The following is a 15,496-nucleotide window of genomic DNA, read 5'->3' on the forward strand; positions in this document are numbered from 1 at the left end:
GCGAAATTTACCTATAGTTAAATCTTTTATATGATGCTATTCATTTTCTAGCATATTAGGTTAAGTTTATGCATAAAAATATATCTCAAGTAGCGAGGCTCTCTAAATGTCAGACATTGAGCCCCTAGTTGCCTGGTTACCTTGATTAAGCGCTTGACGATTCTTCAGCAAGGCATAACAAAGCTGCGCTATTTTGTACGCCAAATCTAAAAAGCTGCGCTCCACCTCTCCTGCAATAAAAGCTACTCTGCAACATTTCCTTACCGTAGGCTTAACACCAGGCGACAGAGAACTTATTGAAGCGTGTATCTTCATCCAACGCTGGACATTAGCCATAGTGACAATTACTGAAAACTTTAAAATTGTATCAAATGTAGTTCCATCAAGTGTAAAAGTAGAAATATCTAATAAAATCCCTCTCTATCTGAGGAGTTAGAAGTATCTATTGATTCACTATTCTCTTTTTTATTTTTTCAACTAAATTTTTTGAACCTTTAGTAGTTCTACTCCGTCTTAGTAATTGAAAGCAAAACTCAATGAAAGGATTGCCGTGCTCAGCAAAGAAGGTTTTACATAAATGTGCAGAGGGTAAATATTTATTTAGTTTAATCTGCTAAATCGTGAACAAATTATGTTTTATGCAATTAAACAGCAAATTAGTATCTAGAAATAATACATTTATAGCGCCTGTTATTAGTAAGGAAAGAAGGAACCATGGATCAACAAGTTTCATCCCCCAATCAGCAAGCAATCAATGTTAAAGAACACCTCGCTAAGCTTGACAAGTATGACAATGAGAAACTGTCCCTTGTCATTGCAATTGCAGCCGTTTTAAGTGCAGCTTTTTTCCTAGCTCCTGTATTTGAAATTCGAGCTGGTCGACTTGCTTCTATTAGCTTCTCATTTGCCGAGCTTTCCTCAATTTTCTCGATCCTTAAAACCTCTTCAAGTCTTCTAGGTGGTGACAGCGGAGTTCTCTCTGACTATCTCAAGGCTGGAACAGTTGACACCACTATCCTTAATGTGACCCTTTTTATCTCTCTTGCAATGATGGTCGTTTCACTTTCTCCAAAATTTAAGAACTTCATTTCTTTCCTGTGGGTTCCTGGAATTGCCAACCTTTTAGTTCTCTTCCTCACCAAATCTGGTATTACAAACGGAATCACCCAAGCAATTGGAAGCTCCGATTCTTTTGGTGTTGGCTGTGAACTTTCTCTTGCTGGCTATATTTACGTTGCTATTCACCTTGCAATCGTTTGCGCAAGCGCACTCATTTTCTATCGCAATAATGAGGCAAAGAAGGCTGCTTTTGCCGCTGCTGTTCCTTCCCAGCAGCAAAGCACTACAGCATTCAATGCAGCTCCAGTTCAAACTCCGACTGCTCAGAACACATCTGCAGCACCAACTGTTGACGCGGTTGAAGAAAACGCGAACCCTGTAGTAGGTTCAACTGCTGATCAGCCTGCTACAGACAATAATGACGCTCCATCTGCATGCCCTAATTGTGGCGCAGAGCTCCCAGAAAACGCTAAGTTCTGCGGTAAATGCGGAACCGCTGTTAAGTAAGGATTCTAGAGATGAAATGTCCTAATTGTGGTGCAGAAATTAACGACGGATCTGTCTTCTGTACGTCCTGCGGAGAAAAAATCGAGTCACCTTCTGTCGAAGAAGTTACTGATGCAGACACATTCGTATCAGATGACCGTAATTCGGAGCCAGAGGTAACTCCGACCACACATTTCCCAAGCATTGCGCGAACAAGAGCTTCACGTTCTTTTAATTCTGTCGAAACCTCCGAAGACACTACTGTTGTTGAGAGCGCGCCTCAGACAAAGAGCGTCAACAAAAAACCTTCCAGTGCTGGTAAGACTGTCCTCACTGTAGTCGTTGCTCTTGTTTTGCTTTGTGCTGCCGGATTTGGCGGATGGATGTTCTACAAGAACCATCAGCAAAACGCTCGCGCGCAAGAGGTGACTGATCTTGAGAAGTCTTACTCTTCTCAAATTGATGCCGTTGACGTTGATTCTCTTATCTCTGATGGAGATAGGTCCGCCCTTCTCGCCGCATATAATCAGCTTGCAGATATTCAAAACAAAATCAGCGCAGATCAAAAAGACGGTAAGTTTACTCTTTCTGACGGCAATGACGACTCTCATCTCAAAGACGTCACCAGCTCAATTACGGATAAGCAGAAAAAGATTTTTGATTGGTTCCTCAACGATTACAAGACTCGTCTTAGAGCCAACTCTGTTGACGCAAGCGCAACAGCAGACAACTCCGATGCAACTGATCTAAACAACAAGCTGACTGAGCTGAAAAACCTTCAAAATAACATTGAGGACGAGAAAGCTGTTTGGGAGAGCAATACCGATAAAGACTACAGCTATGCTTCATTCGGCGACAAGATTAACGGTCAAGTAAGCAAGATTACTTCCCTGCTCAAGGGTAAGGAGAATCAGCAGAAGCAAGATACTCAGGCTTCTAAGTCCGCAGTCAACAAGTGGGTTGGTACCTACACGGGCATAGGAACCGATGGCAAGAAGCTTGAGATTGTTCTGAAGAGTGATGGTACAGTCACTTATCGTGAGGGCGACAATAAGACCACAGAGGGTACTTGGAGCGGTGACGAAAATACTGTCAAGATTAGCTTTGGAGGCAGAATCAGCACTCGAAGCGAACCATTTACCATCACATCCAAAGATGGCGGTCGTACTATTGCCGTTAGCTCCGATAGTGGAACTTGGCAGACAGATTATCTGACTAAGCGATAAAAAATTCTTGAGGTAAACGCTTTAAGCACAAATTTTTGGGCATGAAACAAAGTTTCAGGTTGGCATTAAAAGAGCATCTACTGGCGTAGATGCTCTTTTTGTGCTGAGTACGTAAGAGTAACTAGAGCAGCGTATCCCTACCGTAAGCCTCACGCCCATGCGACAGAGAACTCATCAACGGCAATCTTTGTTCCAGGGTGATCCATCATTGTGTAGACAATATCAGGTGGAAGGGTAACTGCATCGATACCTGCAGAGATAAGCGCATGGACCTGCTCAGTATTCTTAAATGATGCAGCAAGAATCTTAGAATTCAGTCCATGAGTCTCAAGCATCTGCATAAGATCAAAAACCTGACCGATGCCGTCACCGTAATTACACATGCGGTTAACATAAGGAGCCAGGTAATCTGCACCATTCATGGCAGCAAGAAACGCCTCATTAGCAGAATAAATTGCCGTCGCAAGAACGCCAAGACCCTCGGACTTAAGCTGCTTAATTGCCTTGTAGCCATTGTGAGTGACAGGAATCTTTGCATAGGTGTTCTTTGGACGCAGGCCACAAATGTAACGAGCCTCCTCAAGCATCTGCTCATAGTCAGTTGAAACAACTTGAACAAAAAACTTCTGCTCTGGACGCAGATACTCAACAAACTCCTTTATGACCTGTTCAGGCTGCTTGCCACTTCTGGTGATGATTGCAGGATTGGTGGTAACTCCATCGATAGCCAAAAGCTCATCCAGCTGTTTAACTGCCTCAAGATCAGCTGTGTCTAGAATAAACTCCATACGTAGCTTCCCTTCATCACTAGGGTATCTATGTGCTAACAACTATTTTAGCCGTTGGTCTTCTCACCATCGCCTCGCGAGGCAAATTTCGGATTTGGGGAACACACCTAAGTCGGATAATCTGTTAAAAAGACGTATACATGACGCAGAAATTACCCCAAACGTGCAGATTATCGTCATTAGATGTGTAAAATGCCCGCATCTGAGCAGAATATCCGACTTAGGTGTGTTCCTTAGGTACAGAATTCATCGATAGTTAAATTTCTTATATAAGTCTATTCATTATTCAGCATATTAATTGAAGTTTATGCATAGAAATGTATATCAAGCGTTGACGCTCTCTAAGTGTCATGCAGTGAACCCCTAGCTGCCTGGCTATCTTGATTAGGAACATGTCGATTCTTTAGCAGAACCTACCAAAGCTGTGCTATTTTGTACCTCAAGCCTAAAAGTCAACGTTAACGCGCCACAAAAAAGCTGGTAATCCTTTCGGATTACCAGCTCAAGGTCAGTGTATTTCTCGCCACATGATAAAGCCACGTGTGAGCAGCGCTTTCGTATCTGACGCACTCTTAGTGGGTTGCGTCCTCGAAGAACTCCCATGCCTGAGCGTCGGTTGCGCCTGAAAGGAAAGCAAGATGTTTATTGTCAACGAGAACGATTTTGAGTACAGGTGCGGAGATCACGGTCCTAAGTACCTGATGAAAGGCCCTCGCATGAACTATGCCATGGTCCAGTTCCAGCCTGGCCAGGATTTCCAGGCCCACTACCACAACATCATGGAGGAGAACTTCCACATTCTCCAGGGCAAGGTTGACATTGTGGTTGACGGTGAGGTTCACACCCTCTCGGCTGGCGACTTCATCCACATTGAGCCCGGCGAGGTCCACTACGTCAACAACCCTTACGACGAGCCCATCGTCATGGTCTCAACCCTTGCTCCTTTCCAGGAGGTCGACAAGATTGAGGTAGAGAACCCTACCTACTAAGTTCAATATCTGACGAGAAAACCAGCATTTGGCGAGAAGATCGCTCAAGCGTGACGTTCTTCTCGCCAACGCAAACGCGAAGAGGGCTGCCTGGCGGTGGCCCTCTTTTAGAGCGGGTAGCCACAAAAAAATGCCGCCGGAAAACCGACGGCATTTTCAGAACATAGGGAAAGAAAGAAACACAAGGTTTAGCCGGTCGTTGAAACCGGCTGGGTATTTGCCAAACTTACTTGTTGGACTGCTTGATCATCCAAATGATCTTGGAGAGAAGAGAGATGTGCTCGTCCATTGCTGCGGAAACAAGGAAGTTATCCTCAGCGTCTGCGTCCTTCTTGATCTCTGTTGCGAGTGCACGAATTGCCTCGTAGTCAGCAAGAATGGCCTCGTAAATTTCCTGGGGATTCTTGAATCCCTCTGCTGCCTCGGAAAGAGTTGCGTTCTTGAGGAAGGAATCCATGGAGCCCAGTGGAGAGCCGTCGTTCATCAGAATGAGCTCTGCAACCGCATCAAGCTGGTCGTACATTGCGCCGTAAACCTCGTCGAGGTCAGTGTGGACGTTATAGAATGAAGGGCCGCTGACGTACCAATGGAAGTTGTGAATCTTGTGAGCCTCAACAGCGTAGTTGGCGAGAAGAACATTGAGCTTATCGTTTAGCATAGGTAAACCTTTCTATCTGGTTCCTACTAAATAGGAATGATTACTATTTAATAGCTATATTCCCTTCTTTGGATGGGATATACCAACTTTCTAAAATTTTTTGGGTTGCAATGTTTGAAGTCACAACCCCACAATGACCTGCATGATTTTTGCCATTGCAGTCGACCTGCACTCGTCTTTTTGACAAAACGGTTAAATCACACGGGTTTCTCGCCAAAGGGTTGTGGAAAGAAGGCAAAATCAGCGCAATCAAATTTTTAGCGCTCTCTTCCAAGGAGACCCCATGACCAAGATTCCCGAGGGCTACCGTTCTAGCCTTTCGCTTTACGATACGCAGAAAGCTATTGAGCAGGTCAAGAACGTGTTTCTGACCAAGCTGTGTGCCGCGCTAAAGCTATCGCGCGTCACTGCTCCGCTGATTGTTGACCCGCTTACCGGCATGAACGACAACCTCAATGGTGTCGAGCACCCGGTTGCCTTTGACCTGCCAAACGTAGGCAAGAACGCCGAGGTAGTTCAGTCGCTCGCAAAATGGAAGCGCTATGCACTCTGGCGCTACAACTTTGCCGTCGGTCGTGGCCTGGTCTGCGATATGAACGCTATCCGTCGCGACGAACAGCCCGATAACCTGCACTCCATTTACGTGGATCAGTGGGACTGGGAACGCATCATCACGCAAGACGAGCGCAATACCGATACGCTGGAAGACGCCGTTTGTCGCATTGTTGAGGCAATCTGCGGAACCCTTGACGAGCTCAAGTGGCACTATCCGCAGCTTAACACGCAGCTCAGCCGCGAAGTTACCTTTGTGACCTCGCAAGAGCTGGAGGATCTCTACCCCACTCAAACGCCCAAGCAGCGAGAAAATCTGTTTGTTCGCGAGCATCCAACCACCTTTATCGTGGGCATTGGCGGCGCTCTAAACTCTGGACAGCCTCACGATTTCAGGTCTCCCGACTACGATGACTGGTCACTTAACGGTGACCTGTTGTTCTGGGATGAGACCCTGGACTCTGCGATTGAGATTAGCAGTATGGGCATTCGTGTTGACGCTGAGGCGCTTAAGTCGCAGCTGGCAATCGCTGGATGCGAAGACCGCCTTGAGCTGCCATTCCACAAGATGCTCGTTGATGGTGAGCTGCCCTTTACCATTGGCGGCGGCATTGGCCAAAGCCGCCTCTGCATGCTGCTGCTAGAAAAAGCGCACGTCGGAGAGGTGCAGGCATCTATCTGGGACAAGCAGACCGAAGACCGCTGTGCAGAAGCAGGCGTTTCTCTGCTCTAATCCGCGCTTTAAGCTGCGCTCTAATCCGCTGCTTGGAACACTTGGCACCAAGCCACATCACGCAGCCCTCAGCGCGTGCAGCCGCCCTCAAAACTAAAAACATTTTGGCGTTTCTCCTGTTAACGCTACAATAGTAACTCAGTGTAATAAAAAGCCACTGAGTCTAACTGGCGATTTAAGGAGCGACTCTATGAATTGCCCCAACTGCGGAGCTGAAATTAGCAAGCACGCAAAGTTCTGTTCTAACTGCGGACAGAAGCTTTCTGACGTCGCGGACGTCGCAGACGTTGCAGACGCCGCAGACGTCGAGAAACCCGATGCGCTCGCCGAGTCCACAGAACCTGCAACAGAAACCGCATCCGACAACTCCACCACAGCTACTGAGGTTATCGCACCAGCAGAGGCTGACGATCCAGTTGATACCACAACCGACCCAGACACAGCCGATCCAGACGTAGCTGATCCAGACGCAACTGTCCTGGCAGAGTACCCAACCGATGGCGAAGACGCAACTGCTGCAGAAACCTCGCTCCTTGAGGCGCCGGCTGACGACTCCTACATCTCCCCAGATGAGGCTCCTACTGTTGTCGCCGGCGCTGCCGACCCCACCGCTGCTGAAGATCCCACCGTTGTCGCAGATGCCGAGGAGCCCACAACTTTCATCAACGACCCAGACCGCATCAATGTCTTTACCCCTTCTGACTATGACTCAACTGCTATTTCGCACTTTGACCCCTCGCAGTTCACCGTCGTTTCAAGCGGACCAACTTCCGTTGAGCGCAAGCAGAATAAGGACGGCTCGGACGCACTTCGCAAAGCTGTATTTGGCCTTCTTGCAGCTGTTTTAGTCGTGGGAGTTTTGGCCATTGCTTGGGTTTTCCAATCTCATCAAGACAATGCTGCGCAACGTAACGCAGTTCAACAACGAATTGCTTCATATCAAGAGCAAATTGAAAGCGTAAATGTTGATCCACACAGCGATAGCAGTCGCGTTGAACTTCTCAACCAATACGAGAAGCTCGATCAAATTGAAGAGCAAATCACTGGCGACCAGAAAAATGGTCAGTTCCGCCTATCAAACGGTACCGACGACTCTGGTGTAAATATTTTGAATAGCTCAATCTCTGATCGACAGAAAAGCATTCGCGACTGGTTTGAGGCCGACTACAAGCGCAGACTAACCGCAAACAGCTTCAACGACACAGATACCGCAAATACTATGGATCAAAAGTCTGTGGCAAATAAGCTTGTTGAGCTACAGGCCCTTCTCGGAGATATTGAGCACGAGAAGGTTATTTGGGGCGACGATACAGGCAACAATTCAACCTATGATTCATATCACTCTCGCGTATCTGACCAGATAAAGAAGGGTGAAACTCTTAAATCTGGCGTGGCCGAGAAGACCAAAAAAGAGCAAGAAAAGAAAGAAAAAGACAAGAAGGACCTTGAAAAGGCACAGAGATGGGTGGGTACCTACAGCGGAACCGGTACTGACGGCAAGTCCATGGAGGTAGTCATCCAAAAAGATGGCACTGTTATTTGGCGAATTGGTGGCGAGCCTGACGTAACAGGTTCATGGACAGGTGACGAGAAGGGCATCCAGCTTACCTTCAACGGACAGGTAAGCCAGAGAAGCGAACCCTTTACTCTTACCTCCACAAATGGCGGCCGTACGGTTTCAATCAGTTCTGAAAGCAGCACCTGGAATACTGATACTCTGACCAGACAATAAGAAATTCTACTGAACAAGCTGTGTTCAGTAGGCTGTCTACAACAAGCGTAAATCCAATAGAGACCACTATAGCCAGCATCCAATATGGACACTGGCTATAGTATTATGACTGCGCTAACCTGCTACCTGTTACTCTGAGAAGGTAACATTTTTAGTAAAAGGCGAATACATGGGTATACGAGCGTCATGCGGATGCATAGTATCATCAACCGAATATGTCATCTTTATATCTTTATCCAAATATTGATCTAAGCCATCTTGGGGATCAACTTCAATCATTGTTGTACGCATAATTTTATAACTACTGTCATATGCAGCACGTCCCGCAACATCCTGTTTTTTATCCAAGACAAAGACGTACTCACGCTCTGTAAAATCCATTTGTGCAGGATATTGCATTCCTTGCAAATCAAGAATCTCTTGCAATGTCAAATATCTAAGTCTTCCCTGAACCGTTATTTGCTTTTTATCAAAAATTGAAACATCTGAGAAAGCTTTCGCGATGAGCGTCCTATCCCGGCTGTCAGACCAAGTAATTTCTTCTCCCTTCATATCATCAGGAAGATCTGTAATATTGCCTTCCCATTCTTTGGTCGAAATTACACCAGGACCAGAGAGCGTATATCTGTAACCGTAAGCACTGCCGTAATCACTACCAACACCTGAACCAGACCAGCTCACTGCAATTAACCCGTTTTTATCACTATCTACTGTCAAAGAACCTCTAAAGCCACCTGCAGATGCGACTCCTTCTAGAATGTCCCCTGCATTTTGAACCTCGTAAGCTTGTTTTGTGTCCTTATCAAAACTAAAAATCTTTACAGTGTTGACGCCATAAGCATATTCAGTCTTTAAAAGAAGTTGAGGGATATCAGGATTAGCACTATCCATATACACTAGGGCGTACTGATAAAAACGCCGATCATTTGATGGAACGCTTCCAAAATCGTAACTTGAGGCATTATCAATAATCTCGCTGTATTGCTCGTACATTGCCTTTTTGACTGGATCTACTTCTGGTGCGTCTTCCTCTTTATTATTTGTTTCTTGAGTGCTCACTTCAGCCTCTTGGCTCTTTTGTTGAGAAGGGCTAAATACTCCAGCAGAATAAGCTATGCCTGCTCCTACAAAAGATAGAGTAACTACTCCAATAGCAATTTTTGTAGCAAGTGATTTAACGCCTAATCCTGCTGCCTTGGTAGCAGCTGCCTTAGCGCCTGCAGATGAGGCAGTCTTTGCAGCTAGCGCATTGCCCTTGGCCGCTGCTTTTCCTGCCGCCTGAGCTGCACCAGCTCCAGAAGCTGCGAGAAGATGAGAAATCTTTGAAAGCGTCTCCGCCATAATTGCATCGGAGTTTTCTCCATGTGCAAGCCACATAAAGTACCAAATAGGAGACATGCCAAACAGGCAAATACCTTGCTTTTTCTCCATCTCACGAATCTTTGTCTGAAGAATTTCTTTGCTACTAAAAAGTCTTGATTTGACTGTTCCTAAAGGAATATTGAGATACTCAGCAATTTCTTTTTGCTTTTTGTTCTCAATATAGAAAAGTCCAATACAAAGACGCTGCTCTTCGGTAAGTTCATTGAGCAGTACATCCATCAGGTTATAAGCTTCTTTTTTGTCAAGTCGTGCTTCAGGATTAAGCTCTATGCTCTCATCAGCAATATCAAAGAACTCGTCTTCAGTATCATCTGTCTTTTCAGCTTGATGATCCCAAGTTTTCTTTTGACTTCTGACGTAATCAATAATGCCAGACTTAACAACCGCATTAAACCAACCTCTAAACGCTGCAGGCTGACCCTTGAACTGCTTCATGTTTTTAAAAGCACGAAGATAGAGCTCTTGCATGCAATCTTCAACATCTGCTCCTCTAAGACTTTGGCAGACAAGTGCTCTTACCCAACCTTCAGTACACCTGTAGATTTTCTCAACAGCATTTTGATCACCTTTGAGGAACTGAACGGCATAACAGCCCAGTTCATCTTCAAGCTTGTTTCCACAGATGTGACAAAACTTGTCAGAAGAGTCGTAGAGTTTGTTGCAGTTCAAGCAATACATTTTCATTTGGCGCTTATCCTCCTATTTGATCTACTTATCATTTTGTGCCTTGTAAGTAAGCCCAGGGGTTTGTTTTTTTAGCTCGTTTACAAGCTTTCTTTCGCTTTCGGATAACGAGGTTTCAATCGCATATTTGTTTGAAGTTGGAAGTGAGGAATAATCGCTGGCTTTACTTCCGCAGGAACCACATAATTTTGCATCACGAGGCATTTTGGCTCCGCACTTGCTACAAAAGGTATTCTGTACCTTTGCTCCGCACGAGTAGCAGAACTTTGTGCCTTCTTTTAATTCTTGACCACACTGAATACATTTCATTTGAACTCCCTTTTTGAAGGTTTTCCTTGTCTCTCACTAAGACGAGAGAGTTCTCCAAAAGGTTCATTATTTTTTTATTCAATTAGTTTTTATCAACGCACATCGTTTGCAATTCTATACATATTTCTTGTCATTTATTCTTGTAATACTCACACTCCACAAAATATGGCGAGAAGACCGATAGATCTTCTCGCCTTATTGTTTACAAAGTGAACGCCGTTCTACACGGTACTCGTTCTTCTTGCCAAACTCCTACGCACCAAGTGCACGCTGTCCAAGCACCAAAGCACCTAGAATGCCCTGGTTTCCCTCGCAACCTCCAGGAACAACGTAATTCTGTATGTCCTCTATCTCCGGAGTGTTGATGTAGCCGTTGAGGTACGTAACAAGTTTCTGCTGGATAAGCGGGAACAGTTGCTTCTGCTCCATGACGCCTCCGCCCAGAATAATGCGCTGAGGTGAGTAGCACATTACATATGTGGAGAGGGCTTTTGCAAGGTAGGCAGCCTCAAGCTCCCATACCTCGTCTTTCTCGGTAAGCTCAACAGCTGGAAGTCCCCAGCGCTCTTGAATAGCAGGACCTGATGCCAGTCCTTCAAGGCAGTTCTGGTGATAGGGACACTTAGTCTGCTGCCAAGAATCGTTTGCCTCACGTTCAACAAGGATATGACCAGCCTCGGGATGGAGCATACCGTGCTGGAGTTTTCCTTCAAGCAGCACGCCGGCGCCAATTCCGGTTCCTACGGTCAGGTAGACAACGTTATCAAGGCCGTGAGCTGCGCCAAAAACTGCTTCTCCTAAACAAGCTGCATTAACATCAGTGTCGTATCCAACAGGGACGTTCAGTCCATCCTTCAACGCCTGCAACAGATTGAAGTTGCGCCAACCTTGCTTAGGAGTCGAGAGAATCTTTCCGTAGCTAGGCAGGTCAGGATTGACTCCCGTGGGGCCAAATGCGCCAACACCTAGAGCCTGAATAGAGCGAGCTTTGAACCAGTCCACAATCTTTGGCAAAACAGACTCTGGCGCTGCCGTGGGAAAGACCTCACGCTCACAAATTTTTCCGTCTGGTGTACCCGTGGCAAGAACAATCTTTGTTCCGCCAAACTCAATACCACCAAGAAGCGTCTCTGCACACATGTTTTTCTCGCCAGTTACTTGTTAAGGAGCTTCTCATACACGTCAATAAAGTCCTCAGCAATAATGCGGAAAGACTCGGCCTGCATAAGCTGGTCCTCAGCATGCAGCAAGATGAGCGAGAACTCAACATTGCTGTTATCAATTGCGGACTGCTGCAGCATGTTCAGATGCGTGCTATGGCCCTCATTAAAGATCTCTGTACCAGCAATAATATCTGCACGCGCGCCTTCAATATCACCCGTTTTTGCCTTCTGGATAGCGCCAATATACATTGACTTTGCCGTTCCAACGGTAGCAATAATCTCAAAGGCTGCTTCTTGCGTAGCAGTCATGCCGTCATCTAAATCCATTTTTACCCCATACTCTTTTCTTGAGCACCTGGGAGCTCAGAAAATCTTTTATCGCTTATTTAATAAGCTCCAGTGCGTCGTCAAGGATTTTTGCAGCGTTCATCCTGCCGTAATCAACCATAGGAATAACAGCTACAGGAGTAGATCCTGCTGCGGCCTCAACGTCTGCCTTTGCATACGCAATCTGAGGTCCAAGCAAAAAAACATCTGCACCATCGATAAGCTCAAGTGCCTTATTAAGAGGATTTGCAATAATCTCTGCATCCAAACCACGAGAAGCAGCTTCTTTCTGAAGCTTCTGAACAAGTAGGCTTGTGGACATTCCGGCGTTGCAAGCAAGTAAGATTTTCATATGATCTCCTTTTGATGAGCCAGCCACCAAATACGATGGCTGGCTTCAAGTGATACTCAGATTATAAGCTTACAAACTACTCTGCATCCTGAGCATTCTCTGCAAGAGCCTCAGCCTGCTTGGCCTGTGCACGCTCGGAGATCTTCATGAATGGCAGGTAAATTGCCATGGCGAGAAGAACCTCGACGACCTGCCAGATGACGGCACGAATGTCGCCACCGGTTGCCAGCCAACCACTCAGGAAGACTGGGGTTGTCCAAGGAACCATTGCAACGCAAGGGTTAATCCAACCAAGGTTGGTGAACAGGTAGGTCAGGCCGATGAACAAATCTGGAACAAGAACAAATGGAATCATCAAAGGAAGGTTAAAGACGATTGGGTAACCGTAAATAACTGGCTCGTTGATGTTGAAGATACCTGGAAGAAGAGAAAGTGCTGCAACATCTTTGGAAGCCTTGTTCTTTGAGAAGACAAAGGTGTCAAGAAGCAGCATCAGAGTACAACCAGAACCGCCGATCAGCGCAAAGGTGTTGATGATCTGCATGTTCATGTAGTGGTCCTGAGGAATTGGCTGACCAGCTGCAAAGGTTGCCATGTTATCAACAATAAGCATGGTCAGGATTGGCTCGATCAGAACACCAGAGATGGTGGACTGGTGAATGCCAAGGCAGAAGAGCAGGTTTGCAAAGGTGTAGATGATGATGACTGCAAATGGACCAGCATTCATGAGGCCCTTCAGTGGGGCAGAAATGCTTGTTGCAATGATGGTCATAAGGTCAGTGCCAGCGCAAACTGCAAGAAGAGCAGATGCAATACCAAAGACGGTAAGGGTCAACATCATAGGGATCATGGTGTTAAAAGAATCTGCAACCGCTGGTGGAACGCCCTCACCAAGGTTGACCTTCAGCTGCTTAACGCTGGAGAGCTTGATGAAGATGGTGGTGGAAAGCAGACCAATGATGATTGCACCAAAGAGGCCGTTTGTACCAGTGAAGGAAGTGGAGAAAGCACCAGTTACATCAACGCCGGTAACTGCATAACCACTTGGCAGGAGCTTAGCAACATCAGCCACAGGAAGTGCAACTCCTGCAGCTGCTGCATCAGCGGCGTTTGCTGCATGAAGAACAGCACCTGCAGTGGCAACAATGCTCTGAGGCATCATGATGATAAGTGCAGCAATACCAATAACAACGCAAGAGATTGCGTTTTCAAAACGCTTGTTACGAGCGAGGCAATAACCAATAATGCCTGCAAGAATAACTGCCGAGAAACTCAGAGTGCCCTGAGCAATTGCTGCGCCCCAAACCTTGAAATTAGCCAAGGTAACTGGATCATTTGCAAAGATGAGTGGGAACAGAACGTTGTTGATCAGTACTGCAATACCAGCCAAAATGTAAATTGGGCTGACAGTTGCAAATGCATCGCGCAGGCTCCTCAAATGAACTTGATTACCTACTTTTGCAGAAACTTCTGCAAATTTATCTAGAAACGATGCCTGGCCATTATCTTTTGCCATGAACAAACTCCTTTCACGAGTTTCTAGTCAACTATATGTGTAGTGGCAACTTGCTTAAGCCACTCAGCTGATTTCTTAAGACGACGGTTGTAGTTATCTTCCAGGTCAACCTCAACAAAGCCATAACGGTTCTTGAAGGCATTTGCCCAGGACCAGTTATCGATGATGGCCCAGTAGTGATAACCACGGCATTTTGCGCCGTCCTGAATTGCACGAGCAATCCACTCAAGATGACGACGGACAAAATCAACACGATAATCATCTTGAATTACGCCGTTTTCGTCTTTCTTAAGATCTTCTCGCTCTACACCCATACCATTCTCAGAAACAAACCACTCAAGCTCTGGATACTCATCGCGAACCTTCATGGCAAAGTCGTAAAGACCCTGTGGGTAAATCTCCCAACCACGGGATACATTCATTTCTGCTTCTGGCCAGATATAGGGATCGGCAAAGTTTGGAATGCCATTCTCGTCAGTATCTTTTGCAGGAGCTTGAATACGCTCTGGGTGGTAATAATTGCAACCCAGCCAATCCACAACGCCGTCGGCAAGAATAAGCTTGTCCTCAGGGCGAATAGGCAGGTCAACACCACGGGTCTGCAGTGTATCGATGACATCCTGTGGAAGCTCTCCCTTAGTTACCAGGTCAAGCCACCAGCGAATGTTGACGCCGTCGGTCATGCGCAGCGCCTCAAGATCTGCCTCAGATGGATTCTCTTTGGTATATGGTGGTGCAAAGCAGTTGATGAGGCCAATGCGAGAGTCCTCAAGCATAAAACCTGCTGCTTTTGCACGACGATACTCGCGAACACCAAGCGCGTGAGCAAGTGAAATGTTGTACTGAACAGCACGAGCACGCGAATAATTCTTAACAAAGGGGTACCAGCCACCAAGTGTGTAGCGGACCTCTGGCTCAACAATTGGCTCGTTAAAGGTAAACCAATAACGAATCTCTTTTCCAAACGTTTCAAACGCAATGCGCGCGTAATGTGCGTATGCCTCAACAACCTCACGAGACTCCCAGCCACCGCGGTTGAAGAGGTATTCAGGCATGTCAAAGTGGTAAAGGTTTACAAAAATCTCAATACCAACCTTCTTAGCAACAGCAAAAAGGTGGTGATAGTACTTCTCGCCCTCTGGATTAAGGTTGCCGTTAATGTCTAACAAACGGCTCCACTGGATAGAAGTGCGAATGGAATCCAAGCCTAGAGACTTGAGAAGCTGAAGATCGTCTTCCATTCTTTCTGTAAAGTCATTTCCAGCGTAGGAACCAACGCGGTTGTGGAATGCATGAATGTCCAGGTTGGACCAGGTGTCCCAAAGGTTTGGCAGCTTTCCTCCGTCTTGCCATTTACCCTCGGTCTGTGGACCAGACATTGCCCCACCAAAGAAGAAATTCTCAGGCAACTGATACGACATGCCTATCCTTTCTCAAAAGTATCTAAACCTGACATGTCAACTTTATGAAATAGATATGTTAGGTTTTCTATGTAGTATACTAATGCAAATCAGCTAGAATGCAAAGTAAAAATTTTGC

The 15,496-nt window shown here is 46.1% G+C and carries 15 protein-coding genes; 5 read left to right on the forward strand and 10 right to left on the reverse strand.

What is annotated here, in order from left to right:
- Positions 1–714: 714 nt before the first annotated feature.
- Together HMPREF1647_RS05725 and HMPREF1647_RS05730 are read left to right on the forward strand one after the other, a co-directional pair.
- A complete protein-coding gene (locus tag HMPREF1647_RS05725; RefSeq protein WP_035432953.1) occupies positions 715–1,566 on the forward strand; it encodes a zinc ribbon domain-containing protein in 852 nt (283 codons plus the stop codon).
- 11 nt (positions 1,567–1,577) lie between these two features.
- Positions 1,578–2,771, forward strand: a complete 1,194-nt coding sequence (locus HMPREF1647_RS05730) for a zinc-ribbon domain-containing protein (RefSeq protein ID WP_035432955.1) — start codon at positions 1,578–1,580, stop codon at positions 2,769–2,771.
- A gap of 149 nt (positions 2,772–2,920) precedes the next feature.
- Here the strand turns inward: HMPREF1647_RS05730 and HMPREF1647_RS05735 are convergent, their stop codons facing one another.
- Entirely contained in the window at positions 2,921–3,559 is a 639-nt protein-coding gene (locus HMPREF1647_RS05735) for a transaldolase family protein (RefSeq protein WP_052039165.1), read from the reverse strand.
- Positions 3,560–4,197: 638 nt separating this feature from the next.
- On the opposite strand from HMPREF1647_RS05735, the gene HMPREF1647_RS05740 reads away from it, so the two are divergent.
- Positions 4,198–4,548, forward strand: coding sequence for a cupin domain-containing protein (locus tag HMPREF1647_RS05740; RefSeq protein ID WP_035432959.1), 351 nt, complete (start codon positions 4,198–4,200; stop codon positions 4,546–4,548).
- Positions 4,549–4,774: 226 nt separating this feature from the next.
- Here HMPREF1647_RS05740 and HMPREF1647_RS05745 read toward each other — a convergent pair whose 3' ends face one another.
- Both HMPREF1647_RS05745 and HMPREF1647_RS07020 read right to left on the reverse strand, forming a co-directional pair.
- Positions 4,775–5,206 (reverse strand): Dps family protein, encoded by a 432-nt coding sequence (locus HMPREF1647_RS05745; RefSeq protein ID WP_035432961.1) that lies wholly within the window; start codon positions 5,204–5,206, stop codon positions 4,775–4,777.
- 43 nt (positions 5,207–5,249) lie between these two features.
- Entirely contained in the window at positions 5,250–5,480 is a 231-nt protein-coding gene (locus HMPREF1647_RS07020) for a hypothetical protein (protein ID WP_156095559.1), read from the reverse strand.
- 9 nt (positions 5,481–5,489) lie between these two features.
- Between HMPREF1647_RS07020 and asnA the strand changes: the two genes are divergently transcribed.
- A complete protein-coding gene (gene asnA, locus HMPREF1647_RS05750) occupies positions 5,490–6,491 on the forward strand; it encodes an aspartate--ammonia ligase (protein WP_035432963.1) in 1,002 nt (333 codons plus the stop codon).
- A 190-nt stretch (positions 6,492–6,681) separates the two neighbouring features.
- Positions 6,682–8,223, forward strand: a complete 1,542-nt coding sequence (locus tag HMPREF1647_RS05755; protein WP_035432965.1) for a zinc ribbon domain-containing protein — start codon at positions 6,682–6,684, stop codon at positions 8,221–8,223.
- 129 nt (positions 8,224–8,352) lie between these two features.
- Here the strand turns inward: HMPREF1647_RS05755 and HMPREF1647_RS05760 are convergent, their stop codons facing one another.
- From HMPREF1647_RS05760 to HMPREF1647_RS05790, 7 genes are all read right to left on the reverse strand, one after another.
- Positions 8,353–10,290: an RNA polymerase sigma factor gene (locus tag HMPREF1647_RS05760; RefSeq protein ID WP_035432967.1), complete on the reverse strand. Its 1,938-nt coding sequence runs from the start codon at positions 10,288–10,290 to the stop codon at positions 8,353–8,355.
- A 24-nt stretch (positions 10,291–10,314) separates the two neighbouring features.
- Positions 10,315–10,599, reverse strand: coding sequence for a zinc ribbon domain-containing protein (locus HMPREF1647_RS05765; RefSeq protein ID WP_035432969.1), 285 nt, complete (start codon positions 10,597–10,599; stop codon positions 10,315–10,317).
- Positions 10,600–10,851: 252 nt separating this feature from the next.
- A complete protein-coding gene (locus HMPREF1647_RS05770; RefSeq protein ID WP_035432971.1) occupies positions 10,852–11,739 on the reverse strand; it encodes an ROK family protein in 888 nt (295 codons plus the stop codon).
- Positions 11,740–11,753: 14 nt separating this feature from the next.
- On the reverse strand, positions 11,754–12,089 hold the full coding sequence (locus tag HMPREF1647_RS05775) for a PTS lactose/cellobiose transporter subunit IIA (protein WP_081933331.1): 336 nt from the start codon (positions 12,087–12,089) through the stop codon (positions 11,754–11,756).
- 55 nt (positions 12,090–12,144) lie between these two features.
- Complete coding sequence (locus HMPREF1647_RS05780; RefSeq protein WP_035428165.1) at positions 12,145–12,441, reverse strand: PTS sugar transporter subunit IIB; 297 nt, start codon at positions 12,439–12,441, stop codon at positions 12,145–12,147.
- Between the two features lie 76 nt (positions 12,442–12,517).
- The gene (locus tag HMPREF1647_RS05785; protein WP_035432973.1) at positions 12,518–13,957 is read right to left on the reverse strand and encodes a PTS sugar transporter subunit IIC; all 1,440 of its coding nucleotides are present in this window, start codon (positions 13,955–13,957) and stop codon (positions 12,518–12,520) included.
- Positions 13,958–13,980: 23 nt separating this feature from the next.
- A complete protein-coding gene (locus HMPREF1647_RS05790; protein ID WP_035432975.1) occupies positions 13,981–15,378 on the reverse strand; it encodes a glycoside hydrolase family 1 protein in 1,398 nt (465 codons plus the stop codon).
- Between the last annotated feature and the right edge of the window lie 118 nt (positions 15,379–15,496).

The sequence above is a fragment of the Lancefieldella parvula DNF00906 genome, assembly GCF_000758945.1.
GTDB classification, from domain to species: domain Bacteria; phylum Actinomycetota; class Coriobacteriia; order Coriobacteriales; family Atopobiaceae; genus Lancefieldella; species Lancefieldella parvula_C.

Bases quoted from the DNA above. Each gene is read 5' to 3' on its own strand.
- HMPREF1647_RS05765 (WP_035432969.1), bottom strand. From the start codon at position 10,599: ATGAAATGTATTCAGTGTGGTCAAGAATTAAAAGAAGGCACAAAGTTC.
- asnA (WP_035432963.1), top strand. From the start codon at position 5,490: ATGACCAAGATTCCCGAGGGCTACCGTTCTAGCCTTTCGCTTTACGAT.
- HMPREF1647_RS05790 (WP_035432975.1), bottom strand. From the start codon at position 15,378: ATGTCGTATCAGTTGCCTGAGAATTTCTTCTTTGGTGGGGCAATGTCT.
- HMPREF1647_RS05775 (WP_081933331.1), bottom strand. From the start codon at position 12,089: ATGGATTTAGATGACGGCATGACTGCTACGCAAGAAGCAGCCTTTGAG.
- HMPREF1647_RS05735 (WP_052039165.1), bottom strand. From the start codon at position 3,559: ATGGAGTTTATTCTAGACACAGCTGATCTTGAGGCAGTTAAACAGCTG.
- HMPREF1647_RS05785 (WP_035432973.1), bottom strand. From the start codon at position 13,957: ATGGCAAAAGATAATGGCCAGGCATCGTTTCTAGATAAATTTGCAGAA.
- HMPREF1647_RS05730 (WP_035432955.1), top strand. From the start codon at position 1,578: ATGAAATGTCCTAATTGTGGTGCAGAAATTAACGACGGATCTGTCTTC.
- HMPREF1647_RS05745 (WP_035432961.1), bottom strand. From the start codon at position 5,206: ATGCTAAACGATAAGCTCAATGTTCTTCTCGCCAACTACGCTGTTGAG.
- HMPREF1647_RS05755 (WP_035432965.1), top strand. From the start codon at position 6,682: ATGAATTGCCCCAACTGCGGAGCTGAAATTAGCAAGCACGCAAAGTTC.
- HMPREF1647_RS05780 (WP_035428165.1), bottom strand. From the start codon at position 12,441: ATGAAAATCTTACTTGCTTGCAACGCCGGAATGTCCACAAGCCTACTT.
- HMPREF1647_RS05760 (WP_035432967.1), bottom strand. From the start codon at position 10,290: ATGAAAATGTATTGCTTGAACTGCAACAAACTCTACGACTCTTCTGAC.
- HMPREF1647_RS05725 (WP_035432953.1), top strand. From the start codon at position 715: ATGGATCAACAAGTTTCATCCCCCAATCAGCAAGCAATCAATGTTAAA.
- HMPREF1647_RS05740 (WP_035432959.1), top strand. From the start codon at position 4,198: ATGTTTATTGTCAACGAGAACGATTTTGAGTACAGGTGCGGAGATCAC.
- HMPREF1647_RS05770 (WP_035432971.1), bottom strand. From the start codon at position 11,739: ATGTGTGCAGAGACGCTTCTTGGTGGTATTGAGTTTGGCGGAACAAAG.